We start from the raw sequence: 15,919 nt of genomic DNA, 5'->3' as shown, positions 1-15,919 counted from the left end.
TTATCTAAATTTAGGAAGAACAAATTCTAAATAGCAAACCATCAAAAACGAAATAATGAAAGCAGATAAAGAAAATAAGAAAACAACCAACGCCTTATTTGGATAGGTGCTTTTTTCTGGTACGGTTGCTTTTTCTATCAAAAATTGTTGCGAAATGGATGATCTATAATCTACCTCTGCACTTTCTAGCCTAATTTGAAGATTGGCCAAAGATTCCTTTTCCTTATCATAAACAGCCACTAACTCTAAGTATTTGCCGCTTTGTTTGCCAAAATTGTTTACCGTTGGCTTTAAAGATCGGTAAGTTGCTTTAGCGGCGGCCAACCTTCCTTTGGCCTTGATCATGGTGGTATCGGGCAGTTGGGTCGCATAATTTTCGTAAACTTTAACCCTTGCCTCTTCGGCAGCTACAGAAGTTTCGGCTTTTACAATTGCCTCACTTAAAACTTTAGATTGTGCTTCATAATCATAAACGCCGGTTTGCCTGATGGTACTTAATTGGCTTAAAATAGAATCGACCTCTGTTTGTTTTTTTTGGTACCTGTTTTTGATGATCTCATAAGCTTGTTTTGCCCTTCCTTGTTGTATATTGGTGCGAATACTATCGAGCGAAAGCGAAATAAAATTAGCTATTTTTGCGGCCAAAACCGGGTCTGTATCTTCTACCGCGATTTTTATGGCCAGGTTATCTGTACGTTTAAACTCGGTATTGCTATCAAACTGGGCCCTGGTTTTTGTTTTTGGGTACTTTGATAATGTATCTATCCCGTAATGGGCGGTAAGATCAAATTTACTGATTACCTTATCCTTTAAATTATCAGAACTGAGCATTTCCAAAACTTGGTCTATCTGATCTTCATCGCCATAGCGCATAAAATTCTCTAAATTATTCTCTGCTAAAAGCGATTTAGAAATCGAATTATTTGCAGGCGTATAAAAGATGGTAAATGCCTCGTATTTAGGCTTTATCAAAAAACTTAGGACAAGCCCAATAATTGCACCAATTAAAGTGATCAACAAAATATGTTTACGGTATTTGATCGCAACTTTAGTTATTGCAACTAGGTTTAAAGCATTTTCTTGATCTGCCATTTTTTAATTTAGGATGTGAATTTACTTAATTATTTGATATTTAGTTGGATGCTTTTTGCCTTTTCGCTAGGCATTATATGCCGTTGTTCTGAGTGTTTTACCCTTTTCCCTAAATTTTTATCCTTTGTAAATCATCGTTTTGATCATTTTTAAATCTAAAAGTTTCAATAACGAGGCTACAATTATGGACATAGTTACAAAAGCACCTAAATTGATGATCCAATTTTTAGAAAGATAAATGACCCCATTCCCAATAAACAAAAGTAAAACCGCAAACAATGTGATCTTAAACCAAATCATAAAGTGGTTTTGATGTTTAAAAAGGCGGTAATAAAAGAATATTTCAGCTATCCCGATGATCAGAAAAGTGATAAAAGTACTTATCGCAGCTCCCAAAGCTTCAAAATTGGGTATCAACCATAAGTTTAAGCCTATGTTTATAACCAAACCAAAGGCCGATGTAATGTTTAAGATTTTAAGGTTATTATTTGCGGTAAGCACCGTACCGTATAAATAATAAACCACAACCAAAGGGCCGCTGAACATCAAAACCCCAAAAATTTGCACCAACTCTTCTGAACTGCTTTGGCCATAAAAAAGCTGCATTAAATTTTGTTTAAAAAACCAGCTAGCAAAGCTTATAACGAGTGCCATACTCATTAAAAACGCTAAACTCGGTTTTACGGATGCGCCCACATATTTCTTTTCTTTGATGTGTTTGCTAATTACGGGATAAAAAAGTGATGCAAATAAAATGGGTAGCATATTACTGGCATCTAAAAAACGATAGGCTGCCGCATAATTACCGATAGCGAGGGTTTTATCGGGCAATAATTTTTGCAACATCACCACATCTATTTTGCTGTATGCCAATACCAAAAAAGCAAAAATTGCGAATGGAAATAATTCTTTTAAAACAGATAAACCTGGTTTTAGGTTAATGCGGTTTAAAACCGTAATTCTGTTTTTGCCCAAGAAAACGCCACACAAGGCAATACTTACAAGTACCGCCAAAAACTGACAAAAAGCATAGCGATTAATTGTCCAGATTATTGGGTTTGGGAGATAAAACAGCGGAATTAACGTAAAAATTAACAATAATTTATCTACAATAGAAAAAAGAACTTCGGTATTTAAGAACTGATGCCCTTTTAAAAAACCCCTCAAATAAATCAAAAACGACCATAATATTTGATAGGCCACCAAAATGAAAATAAGTTGAGCGTTTTGATAGCCCATAAAAAAGCTAAGGGCTAAACTTAGGATAAGGTAAGCACAAGAAAGCATGATCTTGATAGAAAACAGATCGGCAATCTGTTTGGAGTTTGGCCGCTTTGAGGCAACAGATTTGATGAGGTAATTGCTTAACCCAGGATCATTGATGATGCTTAGAATAAGGGTAAAATTGAACAAACCATAATAAAGCCCGTAATTTTGAAACCCAACAAGTAGCTGTATTTTTCTTTCTATAAGAAATATCCAAACCAGTTTAACAATTAAATTGACTACAATAAGTAGGCTTACCTGAGCAGCAAATTTTTTAGCAACCATTATATAGTTCCAAAATAAAGAAATAAAACCTAAACGGCTTCTTAAAACATTATGTAAATAAATTACCTTAGCTTAAAACTAAAGTTTTGCGAATAGCTGTCAATACCCGTTTATTACAAAAAGGCAAGTTAGAGGGCATCGGTCGTTTTACGGATGAAACTTTAAAACGAATGGTAATAAACCACCCCCAAGTTGAGTTTATTTTTTGTTTTGATAGGGGTTTCGATGCTTCATTTATTTATGGCGATAATGTAAAACCTATCGTTATTTGGCCACAGGCAAGGCACCCGTTCTTATATTACATTTGGTTTAAATGGTGCTTGCCTTTTGTTTTAAAAAGAGAAAAGATTGATCTATTGTTGTCTATGGATGGTTTTTTACCTTTGGATACAAATGTTAAAACACTTTCTGTGATCCATGATCTGGCCTTTGAGCATTTCCCAAACGCTGTGCCTTGGCTAACCCAAAAATATTACAAATATTTTTTCCCAAGATTTGCCAAAAAAGCGAGCAGAATTGCAACGGTTTCAAGTTTCACAAAGAACGATTTGATAAAAACCTATCAAATAAATCCTCAAAAGATTGATGTAGTGTTTAACGGGGTCTCATCGGTTTTTAAACCGATGAAAGAAGAAGAGAAGCTTGAAATCGTTAAAAACGAAATTGGCGGGAAGCCCTATTTTATATGTTTGGGAAGCATACATCCCCGCAAAAACATCATTACGCTATTAAAAGCATTTGAAAAATTTAAAATCAGAAACCCGCAAGATGCCCATCAATTACTGTTTGTTGGGAGGATGGGATGGCAGAATAACGAAGTAGAGAATTATTTTAAGGAGATGACTTTTAAAGACGATGTTCTTTTTAAAGGGTTTTTAAAAGACGAGCAAATCGCTAAACTCTTAGCATCGGCGAAAGCCAGTGTTTACCCCTCGCTTTTTGAGGGCTTTGGCTTGCCGGTTATAGAATCAATGGCTTGTGGCACTCCCGTTATCACTAGCAGAGGCACATCTATGGAAGAAATTGCCAAAGGTGCGGCATTTCTATTCGATGCTAAAAATGTGGATGAGTTAACAAAACATTTAGAAAACCAAGCATCGGGCAATGGCCCAGATCATGAGAAAATCGTTTTAGGCTTGGCTATCGCCGAGGAATACAACTGGGATAAAACCGCCGGTTTATTATGGGAATCTATATTGAATGTTGGTATAAAGGATGATTGGTGTTTGGTGGGAGGTGAACGGTGTTCGGTAAACGGTAATCGGTGAACGGTAATCAGTGAGCGGTTTTTGGTTGGAGGTAAACGGTGAGCGGTAATCGGTAAATGGTGAGCGGTGTTTGGTGGGAGGTAATCGGTAAACAGTGAGCGGTGTGAGGTAAACGGTGAGCGGTGTGAGGTAAATGGTAATCGGTAAGCGGTTTTTGGTTGGAGGTAATCGGTAAACAGTGAGCGGTAAACGGTGTTTGTTGAGCAGTAATTGGAGGGAAGCGATTGGTTTTAAAGTTTGATGATTTTAAAGTTTCTTGGTGTTTATTTTCAATTGAAAATCTCATCAATCCAACCATTTAAGCTGTATTTATAAAGAATTTCCTTTTCCGTAGCCAGAAAAGGAGATTGGACAAAGCTCTCGGGTATAATAGGGTTAACCCTATCGATGACCAGAACGTTGTTCTCATTATAAAAATCATAGTTCAAAATATCTTTATTGGTAGTAATCAATTTTTTTTGTGCTCCCAAGGTTTCGATACTGCGCATAGTTAAGCCTATTTGTTGAGGATGGTTAATATCTAACACTAATTTTGCTTGTTTTAATAGCTGTGCGTTATCTTTTAGGGTAAGTGAATTAAAAGAAATATCTTTGTATCTTACTACCCTAAAATCTTTCTCGAAAATCTTCTTAATTAAATAAAGCCTTTTGCTACTTAAGTAAAAGAATAGTTTAATATCCAGTTTTTTGCTTAATCGGCTCACTGTTTTCTTTACAAATTTATACCTATCAGTATGTGCGGTACCAATAAAAAGTAGATCGTAAGCATTATTTTTGCTAGTTGTGGCAGAATAAATATCAAGAAAAAAAAGAGGTCTAAATATTACGTTGTAGGTTTTGCAATCATTAGGATCAAAAGAATAGATGTTCTCAAATTCATCTATCAAATCTAAAGCCTGCTTGTTCTTAAAAGAATCCCACATATAAAGAATAAACCTTGCGTTGGGAAAGGCTTTCTTAAATTCACTCACGCTTTTTTTAGAGATTGACTCTGGGCTAATAAATAGAACGTAATCGAATTTATTTCCCTGGGCTTGTAGCTTGTTAATTAAATTTTGATAATATGTATAACTTGTTTTTTTTAAAAATTTCTTGTTTAGTCTGATAAGCACTTTTGACATGAAAGAATTAGATGGTCTATCATCAAACCATTGAACTTGGGCTCCTAGACTTTTCAGCTTCTTAGCAATCTGAACTTCATAGTCAAAAAATTTAGGACTAATTATAATTATACTTTTGTTCTCAAACCCGAATCCCATTTTAAATCAGACTTTTGTCTACTGACATACAAATAATATGACCTAATAAAATGTGTACCTCTTGAATCCTAGCCGTTACGTTAGAAGGTACTACTAAGTTAAACTCACATATATCATTCATTTTTCCTCCAGAATTGCCACTAAAACCAATAACTTTACATTCTAGTTGGCTAGCGGCTTTCAGTCCTTCTAAAACATTCTGGCTATTTCCGCTAGTTGATATTCCGATAACAACATCATCTTTGTTTGCCAAAGCTTCAACTTGTCGTGAAAAAACCATTTCATAACCGTAATCATTTGCTATAGCTGTTAATGCTGACGTATCTGTTGTCAAAGCAATGGCTGGCAATGCCCTTCTCTCCGCAAGAAACCTACCTACAAACTCGGCGGCAATATGTTGTGCGTCAGATGCGCTACCCCCATTTCCAAAAAGTAAAACCTTTTTTCCAGCGGTAATGCAATTACTAATAATGTTACAAACCTCTATAAGCTTCTCGCTAAGCTCTTCTTCTGATTTTCTTACCACTTCTGCGTGATCTGCAAAAACACCTTTAATTTGCTCTATCATCAATAAATTTTTCCTTTCAACAAATATTTTTTAACATAATCAGTAATACCCTCCTCTAGTGAGTAAAACTCCGCATTGTACCCCGCTAATCTTAGCTTATCCATATTGGCTTCTGTAAAATATTGGTATTTGTCTCTAATATCTATTGGCATATCAATAAACTCAATATTTGGTTCCAAACTCATTGCAAGGAAAGTGTTCTTAGCCAAATCATAAAAGCTTCTTGCGTGTCCTGTACCTAGATTATATAATCCGTTAAATTCTTTTTGCCAATGCTCGGATTTCATTTCATTATACATCCAATAAATCACCTTTACTAAATCCATAACATAAATAAAATCTCTAAGTTGTTGCCCGTCTTGGTAATCGTTGCGATGGCTTTTAAAAAGCTTTACTTTTCCATTTTGCTTAATTTGATTAAACGAATGCCATATCACACTTGCCATACGCCCTTTATGATACTCATTAGGGCCATAAACATTAAAGAATTTTAAACCCGACCAATACTTTGGCGATTTAATCTGTTTCAAAGCCCATTTATCAAACTCGTTTTTGCTAACTCCATAAGGATTTAAAGGTTGCAGTTTTTCTACAATCTCATGATTGTCGTCATAACCCCATTCGCCTCCACCATAGGTAGCAGCAGACGAAGCATATATTAAAGGGATGTTTTTTTCTTCACAAAAACCCCATATATTTTTAGAGTATTCCACATTTAATTCGTTATGAATATTATAGTCAAACTCTGTTGTATCTGTTTTTGCGCCTAGATGAATCACAAACTCTACGGTATCTCCATTCGCCTGTAACCACTCAAACAGTTCACTACGTTCAATTTTAATTACAAACTTTTTATTTTCATAATTATAATCTTTCCGTGTTTGAGAAAAGTCGTCTACAATGATAAGGTTATTATATCCTTTTTCATTAAAATACTCTACGAGACAAGAGCTTATGAAACCAGCAGCTCCCGTAATTATTATACTTTTTTCCAAAATTAACTGTTTTTATATTTTTCGTGTATTTCTTTCCAGGTCGCCGTTTCACTGCCCACCTTACTAACCACAACCGCAGCTACATGGTTTGCAAAATCGCAAGCTTCAATTAAAGGCAAATTACACCCGAGGGCTATGCCTAACGAGGCAAGAACGGTATCGCCTGCACCAGTAACATCAACTACATCTATTACTTTTGTTGGACTTACGTTTAAATCATTGTCTTTATAAGAGGCTATTCCATCTTCCGACATCGTTATTATAACTCCGTCACCTTTGGTTTGGGCTATCAATTTTAAGCAGGCTTCTTCCACGGAATTTATATCCGTAATTTCTATCCCAGAAGCGATAATTGCTTCTTTTTTGTTTGGTTTTATAAAATCTGCCCCTCTGTACTTTAAAAAGCTTTCCCCTTTGGGATCTACAATAGTTGTGACGTTATTTTTCTTACATAAATTAAAAATACCCTCTAGTAAACAATCGGTCAAAAAACCCTTGCTATAGTCCGAAATCAAAACCATATTATAGTCGCTGATTGTTTCAGTTAATCGGTCAAAAACTTGTTTTTCTACCCTTTCGTCTATTCGCGTGGTTACCTCATTATCAATACGTATCATTTGATGGTTTGAAACAAGCACTCGGGATTTTATTGTTGTACATCTTTTTGGATCTCTTATAATGTAGCTTTCGCTAGATGCTGTTCCCTTTAACAGCTTCGTAATTCTTTTGCCGTTTTCATCATCACCAGAAACCGAAAGTAAATTTACTCTACAACCTAAGGAAACTAGGTTCTGAAAAACGTTTCCAGCGCCTCCTAGGGTATATTCTTCACTAGTGGTTAACACTACAGGCACTGGCGCTTCAGGAGATATTCTACTACATTTCCCATTGATATAATGATCTATCATCACATCTCCAATTATAAGAATATTTAATGAAGGTAACTTATCTTCTATATTTTTGGCCGTATAATTCATTGTAATTCTATTTAAACATCCCCTTTTCTTTCATCTCCGCTATCGATTCAGCATAATTATCTTCATGCACTTCTTGTGTAATTACCCAGTTTGCAAAATGCTTAATCCCTTCTTTAAACGAAATTTTCGGGTTAAACCCTAATATTTCCTTTATTTTAGTTAAATCAGCATAGTTATGTCTAATATCACCCAGTCGGTAATTACCCGAAATTTTTATAGCTACATTGGAATTATAGTTTTCCTGTAGTTCCTTAACTACCTTCAACACCGTAACAGCTTTACCTGTGCCAACATTGAATATCTGATTATTTGCCTCCTCTTTCTCTAGCCCAAGAATAGTGGCATCTACTACATCGTCTATATAAACAAAATCTCTCGACTCTAAACCGTCTTCGAAAACATTTATCTCTTTATTGTTTTTTATTAAAGTAGAAAATATAGATAAGATACCAGTATAAGGGTTAGTTAGCGATTGCCCTGGCCCATATACATTTTGATACCTAAAAGCTACTGGCGCAATGCCAATAGTAGGACAAACCGTCATAATTAACTGCTCTTGTACTTGTTTTGTTATCCCATAAACAGAAGATGGATGAATTTTAGAATCTTCATCTGTAGCCACCAATTGTAAAGGTTTTGTTTCACCCGGATAGTCAACTTCAAAATTACCCGATTGCATGTTTTTATCAAGCCTATGTTTAGGGTAAACTGCCTCGTTTCTGGAGTTTAAATACTTTCCTTCCCCGTAAATAGATCTTGAAGATGCAATGATCACTTTCTTAACAGAATGCTGCTTTGTGTTCGCCAATATATCTAGCATCATGGCCGTAGCATCTATATTTACTTTAGCATAATGGTGAATTTGATACATTGACTGGCCTGTACCCGTTTCGGCGGCTAGGTGTATGATGGCATCTTGGCCAGAAATTGCTTTTTCTAAATCTTCTTTATTTACAACGTTGCCTTCTATAAAATTTACTTTATCTATAATTGATTTAAAAAGTGGTGAATCATTTTTAGGACTGTTACCATGTATTTGCTTTGATAAGTTGTCTAATGCGGTTACCTTATAACCTTTTTCTACCAGTTTTAAAGACAGGTTAGAACCTATAAAGCCCGCTCCTCCTGTTATTAATATGTTTTTCATAATATAAAATCTCCGTTAAAATTAGTTTTTTCCCATTGCTTATTTGTAAAATTATACCTTTTAATAATTTTTGCTGGCGCCCCCGCTATTACACAATAATCGGGGAAAACACCTTTAACCACTGAATTTGCTCCCACTATCACCTGCTTACCTAGAATAGTTCCTGGAAGAATGACCGCATTGTTATAAATTTTGCAATTCATTCCAATATAGACTTCCTGAACGTTTATTTTTTGTCTTTCAGGTGGAATATCTAGAATCTCGTATCCATGGTTTATATCAGTGATCGTGACATTAGCCGCTATAGCTGTTTCTTTTCCGACAAATACTTTCTTAGCGCATGTTAAATGCAGCGATTGTTGGATTTTTACATTTTCTCCAAATTCAATCTTAGGAAAAAAATTTTCCCCCGCGTATTTTGTAATCCCTTCAACCCTTGCGTATTCTCTTATTACAACCCCTTTTCCAATCTTTATAAATTTAGGTGTGATTTGCATAGGTTTAACTATCAGAAAAAAACCAGAGGTCTTCCGAAAAAAAAACTTGTAAAATATTATACCTTTTAAGTAATAAAAAAGAAAAGAAATATTCCTTCTACTTATCATCTTTGACAAAATAAAAATTACTAATTACATCAGCCGCTTTTTCAGCAACAACCTTAAATGCAACACCTTTTATGCATTCGTTGGTTTTAAAACGACAGGTGCTACTAAAGCATGGCTTACAATCCAAATTGTTAGAAATAATTCTAAGATCTACCGACCCCTTTGGATAGACAAAATCAGGATTAACATTTCCGAAAATCACAACTAAGGGTATAGCATAGGCGGCTGCAATATGTCCAGCCCCACTATCATTACAAACCAATGCCTCGCAGAGCGAGATTAACTTTACATATTCAGACAACGGTCGGTTAACAATTGTATAATCTATATCGAAAATACCCTTTTCAATCTTTTCAATTGTTTCTTCCTCGCTAGGTCCTTGAAATATTAAAAAGTGTAGTCCTTTAAATCTATGGTCTAGATATTTTATAAGTAGTATGTACTTATCCTCGTCCCATTTTTTTACATCTTGGCTTGCGCCGGGGTGTACGCCAATAATTGTCTTTGATGGGTCAATTTTATTTTCTAGTAAGAAGTTCGAACAAAGTTCTACTGCTACTTCCCTGTCTAATCTAGGGTAATTATCGCCAATATACTCACAACCCATTTTTTCTAAGAAATAAAGAGACTCTTCGTGGAAATGAATTAAATCATTGTTGGGCTTAATTGCAAAAGTTAATAAATACTCCCCACCAAAAAATATCTGGGAAATCTTATGGTTCGCTTTAATAATATTTAAAACTAAAAAATTTCTAAGATCTCCTCTAAAATCTATGGCAAAATCATACTTCTTTTTAATATTCTTTTTTACTGAAATAAAAAAGCGTATGAATCCAATTATTCCAACTGGCCTTGTTGCCATCCAAGGTGCTTTTAGAATAATAAATTCATCAACTATTTTCTGATTATATATTAGGTCCTTGACCGTATTATCACATACTAGAGTTAGGGTAGCGTTTGGGAAATTTTCTTTTAAAATCTTTATTGCAGAAGAATAAAGAATTGTGTCTCCAATCAAAAAGAAACCTAAAATTAGAATTTCCTTAACTTCCCTCTTATCCTTGGGTAAAGGCTTAGTTTTTTTCCAAAAAAAAAATTTTCCTTAGTATGGAATCTAAGACCCGTATTTTTTCAATTTTATCTTTACTAAATGTTGGCATGGGTAATCTTAGTATTAAATTGTTGCGTTTTTAAAAACCAACTTTTACGGGGTAAAAAATTAACTAATGCAATTAAAAAGCTCATTAAGCTTTTTTGAAGATTATAATTTTCTGTTTCGATATCTGTAAAATAAGCTTTACCTGCTACCCTATTTAAATGCGCCTTTTTTGTTGATATACCATTTTTGTATTGCTCTGTATGGTGTGTTACCATTTTAGACCGTACAAAAACATTAAACCGCCCCGCCGGAGCGTAAACATACTTTTTTAAATAATTTGGAAGATGAACCGGCATATTTTCTTTGATATAAACATATTTAAGGTCATTATCATTAATGTAATTGGCTGCATAACATTCGGGATAACCTGTATAATTAAAAACCAAGGGATGCAACTTCAAGAAATTATGGTCTAAAATAGCGAAATCAGTTGCTAAAGAAAAATAAGTAGTGTACCACTGCGCACTAGCCCAAACGGCTTTGGTTTCCTCTAATTGCTTTATATATTTGTTTATAATACTATCTGTATAAATCCACGTATCGGCTTCTAAGATTATTGTATAGGCGGTGTCATAAGGTATAAACTTTAACCCCTCTGTTAATAGTTGGGCATTCCCCTTTAAATGACCTGCATTTTCCTCCAGCACTAATAAATAATCAATTTCCTTCTCTAGTTCTTGATTAACGATGTAGCCTTTAGAAACTCCATTGCAAACAACTAAAATGTAATAATCGTTTGTTAACCAAGTATCGTTAATAAGTTGTAAACAATATTTTAAATCGTCTAACCTATCATATACCCTAATTAATATACAGATTTTTAACATAATATATGTTGCTTTTTAACAGATGTGGTTAATATTAAAAATACAGGAAATGTAATGGCTAATAATATAGGAAGGGTAATCAATATATTACCAATACCAGATAAAGCCATAGGTGTATCTGTTTCTAAAACAACAAGATTTAGGTAAACCAATACAAATATAAGTTGCCCAGATATATTTTTACGTAATGTAAAAAATAATTTATTTCTGAAAAAGCTAAGTAAAAACCCTATACAGAAGGAGAATACAATACTTCCATAAAAGCCAAAATATACGTAACCTAGTACATTATGGCGAGGATTTGGCCCAGCTGCATAATCTGCTTTTAAGTATAAATTAAATAAAGTAATCCCTAGAGGTTCTGGCAGGCTTTCTCTTGGGATAAATCGTAACGCTCCAAAAAAATCTCCAAATAGCATTAAAAAAGGCTTATTACCATTTATTGATTCTATCGCCCCATTTGGGTATGCAAAAAAATAAGTGTCTCCAGAAGAAACCATCCTAAAATATAGAGAAAATAAGGAATCATTGAGGCTTACAGTGTCTTTTGTGTTTCCTTGCACCATAATAACTGATATAATTATAAGAAAGGCAGTAATAAACAGACCTATCTCGTATTTCCTAAGTTTGTTGAAATAAGAGTGATACTTATTTGCATTTAGTATTAGAAAGCAAAAGAAAATAAGTCCAATTTTTATAAACTCAGATTTACTTCCAGATAAAACTGAAAAAATAATAATACATATTAAAAAGAAAAATTTGTATAACGTAAAAAGATTTAATTTTAGGCTGTCAAATAATAAAATAATCAATAAAAAAATTGATGTAGGTTTTAAAACGTCAATAAATCTGCCTAAAAATCCTAGGCCCCCACTATTACTATATATATCTACATGAGAATCCATAAATAGTGGTACTCCCACTAAAAAATAAGTACTTATACAAAGTAAAATATATAGAGTAGATGAGATAATAAAAAGCAGGTTTAAAAATAAAGTTTCATTTTTAAGCTTTATAATTTTTGTTTTAGATAATAAGCTGGTTTTGCTTAAACTTTTGAAACTAAATAAGCCAATAAAAAATGCAATTTGTGTTAATAAGTAACTAATTAAATAAAAAGTGAGAATTTGCTTAGTAAAATACAGAAACCACACAACCGTGAAACCAAATACAGAAAAAAGTAACGTAAAAACGATAGGATCGAGCACCGATATATATAATCTTTTAAAAATGATAGTATATATTATGAGTGATGCTGCAAATATTTTTAAGAAAAGAGCTATATTATCAGCTAATAATAGTCCAAAGCTATACCATTCCATTTAATAGTGGTTTTTCTTTATAATTTTTTGCGCTATAAAGGTTCTTATAGTAGTATAAATATAAATGTGATATGGGAAATTTTTTTTAATTATGGACAACTTGTCTGAAAAAAAATTGTAGTCTGCATTTTTCGCAGAATATCCTCCTCCCTGATAAATACTTACAAGAAAGGGCAAATATTTAAATTTAATATTTTTGTTGCCAAAGCAACGCATATTAAAATCATGATCTGCCTGTATTTTATATTTAGTGTTAAATTCTGAATTTTTGAATACTATTGCTGGATAGAAGATAGCTTGATGACAAATGTTTGTCACTGCAAGTTTGTAGGAAGGATATTTGCCATTATAGATTTTTAACAAGTCATTTCTGAAAACGTTTCCATAATATATTGTATTATCACTAATAAAATTAGCAACTAAACTATCTAATACATTTAAAAGTATATCACCAGCACCTAAAAAGAAAATCCAATCACCTTTAGATTTCTTTACTCCTTTATTCATTGCGTCATATACTCCGGTATCTGGCTCTGAAATTAAGATGTTAATATTTGAATAATATTTTTTTATAATATTTAATGTACTATCTGTAGATCCGCCATCCACAATTATTAATTCATAATTTTTATAATTTTGGGTAATAATGCTAATTAAACTTTGTTCTAGTTCTTCTTCAGCATTATAAACGGCAATTATTATACTAATTTTAGGATTTATAACTTTTTTTGAGCTAAGGCTAGGCATTAAACAAATTTTGTGAAAGTCAATTTTTAATTAGCTAATTCTTCTATTAATCTTAAAACATTGGAGGAATAAGATTTATCCCATGTATAATTCTCAGCGAATTCAATCCCATTGTAATAATACTTAGAATAATTTTTAGGATCATTTATTAAAGTTATGATTTCATCACTGATTTGAATATCGTTGATTGGATCAACAAAAACACAATCTTTTCTATCTTCTAAAATTTCTGTTGCTCCAACACTTTCACTCAGAATAACAGGAATACCACAACTCATGGCTTCAAATACCGCAAGACCCCAACTTTGATCAATATTAATAAACATAAATATATCAGCATTCATATGAAGATCTAAAAATTCCTTTTCAGAAACTTGTCCTAAAACCTTTATATTATTTGCTAATTTTTTATTAATTATTAGATTAAGTATTGAGTTTGAATATTCAGGATTTAGTTCTATGGAGCCAATAATTTGAAGATTTACGTCAAATCCTTTATTTATAAGATTTTCTACAACTTTTACTGCAGTTTCATAATTTCTATAGGGCATAAAAACGCCACTAGTAAGAATATTTATTTTTTTGTTTTTGAATCTAAGAAGAGTGGAATCCAACTCTCTTTTTATATTAACTTTTTCAATACCACAATATAAAACCTGTGCTTTAGCACCCATCAGATTTTTAACTCGATAACTATTTTTCTTAACATTAACAGTTACTTTATCAACAAATAATTTAGTCGAGATTTTAATATAAATTTTTTTAAGCTTGTTAAATAAACTTTCATTTTGTTTTGATTTAAATTCAGTAGGTAAATCATTTATTTGCCATATTATTTTTTTGTTAAATAAAAATGGCAAGATAAGTTGAAGTCCATGATCGTGTATATTGATTATTTTCACACCATTAAGTGCCTTTCTCAACTTTAAAATATAGTTTAAATAAAAATAAATCTTACGAAAATTATTTTCGGATGTTTGTCTTTCAATACAAAATATCTTATTTTCTAATAGCGTAAAAGAATCATAAGTTTTTTTAAAATCGACAGAGTTAGTGATGATTTTAAAATCAACATTGTTTCTTAGTAAGAAATCTGCTAGGTAGTAAAACTGTTTATGAGTTCCGCCTTTAATATCCAACTCTCTTATATAAAGTGCAATCATTAATTTATGCTACTAATTTCATTAAATAAATCCATGCTCTTTTTTATACAAATATCCATGTTGTAGTATTCCCATTCGCCAAACCTACCTAGTGTTTTTATGCTAATAGAGTCTAAATAATTTTTAATACCATTAACCGATATATCATAATTCTGATCAAATACCACATAAGCATGTTCGGATACATTATATGCTAATGGTTTAATAAGAAAAGGGTCTTTTTCCCCATTTTCAACCATTTCCTCATAAGTTTTTCTTCCTATAACTTCAGTAATTGTGTAATTTTTTTTGGGAGAGAAAAAGTTACCTATATGTATATATCTGTGAAAAAAGTTATCTCCTTCGGGAATATATGTCCATGTTTTATCAGTAGTTTCAGTTTCCCAAAACATAGTTGTTACTTGATTATACTTTAAATTGTTTGAGTAATTAATTATTTCAATTGGAGCATCTTTTATTAATTTACAAACATGATTGAGGGGTAGGGTGTTTATTAGAATATCATAAAGTTTTTCTCCATTTACAACCCATTTAGATATCTTCTTATCAAAGAAAATATCTTTAACCTCATAATTGCATTCAATATTTAATCCCTCTGCTAATGCGTCAATGAAAGTCTTTTGATTATTTGAATTTGGATAAAAAAAACTAGCATGAGGCATTTGATCTTTTACATCAGACAATAGGGATTGAAAAAAGGAATTTTTATTTGGTAATGGAAGTTTTCCCTCTACCCATGCAGGGCTCATTTCTGATGGATGTTTATTCCAAATTTTATTATTATAAGGGATGAAATATAATTCGGACAATGTATCTCCGAATTTTTTCCTAAACCAATCTTCCAAATTTTTGTAATTTCCATCATCATTTGCGGATAGAAAGTCTTTTGTTATATTCAGTGCTAAATCATGGTTTAGTTTATTTATTTGTTTAATGCTGTATTCAATTGGATAATCTATTTCATTTCCGAGTAATTTTATAACAGCATTTCTTTGAATTATGTGCCATTTGTCCTTATCTAATACTTTATTAAAAACAAAATCAAGAACTTCAGGATATTTAGAATTAAAGCAATGCCCTCCAATAGGATGATAAGTGGAGTCGTTAATTTGTAAAGTTTTGGCTATTCCACCCCAATCATTTGATTTTTCTAGAATTTCCACTTTAAAAACGGTATTTGCAAGTTTACCAAAACTTAATCCAGAAATACCTCCGCCTAATACACCAATAGTTTTCATA

The 15,919-nt window shown here is 32.6% G+C and carries 15 protein-coding genes; 1 reads left to right on the top strand and 14 read right to left on the bottom strand.

Annotated features, from left to right (window positions below):
* Entirely contained in the window at positions 1-1,092 is a 1,092-nt protein-coding gene (locus I5M32_RS14170; protein WP_200587509.1) for a Wzz/FepE/Etk N-terminal domain-containing protein, read from the bottom strand.
* 117 nt (positions 1,093-1,209) lie between these two features.
* Positions 1,210-2,643 carry an oligosaccharide flippase family protein gene (locus tag I5M32_RS14165; RefSeq protein ID WP_200587507.1) on the bottom strand — a complete coding sequence of 478 codons (1,434 nt, stop codon included), beginning with the start codon at positions 2,641-2,643 and terminating at the stop codon, positions 1,210-1,212.
* A gap of 86 nt (positions 2,644-2,729) precedes the next feature.
* On the opposite strand from I5M32_RS14165, the gene I5M32_RS14160 reads away from it, so the two are divergent.
* Positions 2,730-3,911 (top strand): glycosyltransferase family 4 protein, encoded by a 1,182-nt coding sequence (locus tag I5M32_RS14160; protein ID WP_200587505.1) that lies wholly within the window; start codon positions 2,730-2,732, stop codon positions 3,909-3,911.
* A 269-nt stretch (positions 3,912-4,180) separates the two neighbouring features.
* Here the strand turns inward: I5M32_RS14160 and I5M32_RS14155 are convergent, their stop codons facing one another.
* From I5M32_RS14155 to I5M32_RS14100, 12 genes are all read right to left on the bottom strand, one after another.
* A complete protein-coding gene (locus I5M32_RS14155; RefSeq protein WP_200587503.1) occupies positions 4,181-4,882 on the bottom strand; it encodes a hypothetical protein in 702 nt (233 codons plus the stop codon).
* Between the two features lie 289 nt (positions 4,883-5,171).
* Positions 5,172-5,738, bottom strand: coding sequence for a D-sedoheptulose 7-phosphate isomerase (locus I5M32_RS14150; RefSeq protein WP_200587501.1), 567 nt, complete (start codon positions 5,736-5,738; stop codon positions 5,172-5,174).
* Positions 5,738-6,733 carry an ADP-glyceromanno-heptose 6-epimerase gene (rfaD, locus tag I5M32_RS14145; protein ID WP_234461967.1) on the bottom strand — a complete coding sequence of 332 codons (996 nt, stop codon included), beginning with the start codon at positions 6,731-6,733 and terminating at the stop codon, positions 5,738-5,740. Before rfaD ends, I5M32_RS14150 begins: the two co-directional genes overlap by 1 nt.
* A gap of 2 nt (positions 6,734-6,735) precedes the next feature.
* Positions 6,736-7,710, bottom strand: a complete 975-nt coding sequence (locus tag I5M32_RS14140) for a bifunctional heptose 7-phosphate kinase/heptose 1-phosphate adenyltransferase (protein WP_200587499.1) — start codon at positions 7,708-7,710, stop codon at positions 6,736-6,738.
* Positions 7,711-7,717: 7 nt separating this feature from the next.
* Positions 7,718-8,857: an NAD-dependent epimerase/dehydratase family protein gene (locus I5M32_RS14135; protein WP_234461966.1), complete on the bottom strand. Its 1,140-nt coding sequence runs from the start codon at positions 8,855-8,857 to the stop codon at positions 7,718-7,720.
* Positions 8,854-9,354: an LbetaH domain-containing protein gene (locus I5M32_RS14130; RefSeq protein WP_200587498.1), complete on the bottom strand. Its 501-nt coding sequence runs from the start codon at positions 9,352-9,354 to the stop codon at positions 8,854-8,856. Before I5M32_RS14130 ends, I5M32_RS14135 begins: the two co-directional genes overlap by 4 nt.
* Before the next feature lie 97 nt (positions 9,355-9,451).
* Positions 9,452-10,480: a glycosyltransferase family 9 protein gene (locus tag I5M32_RS14125; protein WP_200587497.1), complete on the bottom strand. Its 1,029-nt coding sequence runs from the start codon at positions 10,478-10,480 to the stop codon at positions 9,452-9,454.
* Positions 10,481-10,608: 128 nt separating this feature from the next.
* Positions 10,609-11,448 carry a glycosyltransferase family 2 protein gene (locus I5M32_RS14120; RefSeq protein WP_200587495.1) on the bottom strand — a complete coding sequence of 280 codons (840 nt, stop codon included), beginning with the start codon at positions 11,446-11,448 and terminating at the stop codon, positions 10,609-10,611.
* The gene (locus I5M32_RS14115) at positions 11,442-12,770 is read right to left on the bottom strand and encodes an O-antigen polymerase (RefSeq protein WP_200587493.1); all 1,329 of its coding nucleotides are present in this window, start codon (positions 12,768-12,770) and stop codon (positions 11,442-11,444) included. Before I5M32_RS14115 ends, I5M32_RS14120 begins: the two co-directional genes overlap by 7 nt.
* Positions 12,771-13,517 carry a glycosyltransferase family 2 protein gene (locus I5M32_RS14110; protein ID WP_200587491.1) on the bottom strand — a complete coding sequence of 249 codons (747 nt, stop codon included), beginning with the start codon at positions 13,515-13,517 and terminating at the stop codon, positions 12,771-12,773.
* A gap of 26 nt (positions 13,518-13,543) precedes the next feature.
* Positions 13,544-14,680: a glycosyltransferase family 4 protein gene (locus I5M32_RS14105; RefSeq protein ID WP_200587488.1), complete on the bottom strand. Its 1,137-nt coding sequence runs from the start codon at positions 14,678-14,680 to the stop codon at positions 13,544-13,546.
* Positions 14,680-15,918, bottom strand: a complete 1,239-nt coding sequence (locus tag I5M32_RS14100; RefSeq protein ID WP_200587486.1) for a protoporphyrinogen/coproporphyrinogen oxidase — start codon at positions 15,916-15,918, stop codon at positions 14,680-14,682. The genes I5M32_RS14105 and I5M32_RS14100 overlap by 1 nt, the downstream gene beginning before the upstream one ends.
* Between the last annotated feature and the right edge of the window lies 1 nt (position 15,919).

The sequence above is a fragment of the Pedobacter segetis genome (assembly GCF_016623585.1).
Taxonomy (GTDB): Bacteria; Bacteroidota; Bacteroidia; order Sphingobacteriales; family Sphingobacteriaceae; genus Pseudopedobacter; species Pseudopedobacter segetis.
This window is presented reverse-complemented; position numbering and strand designations above follow the sequence as displayed.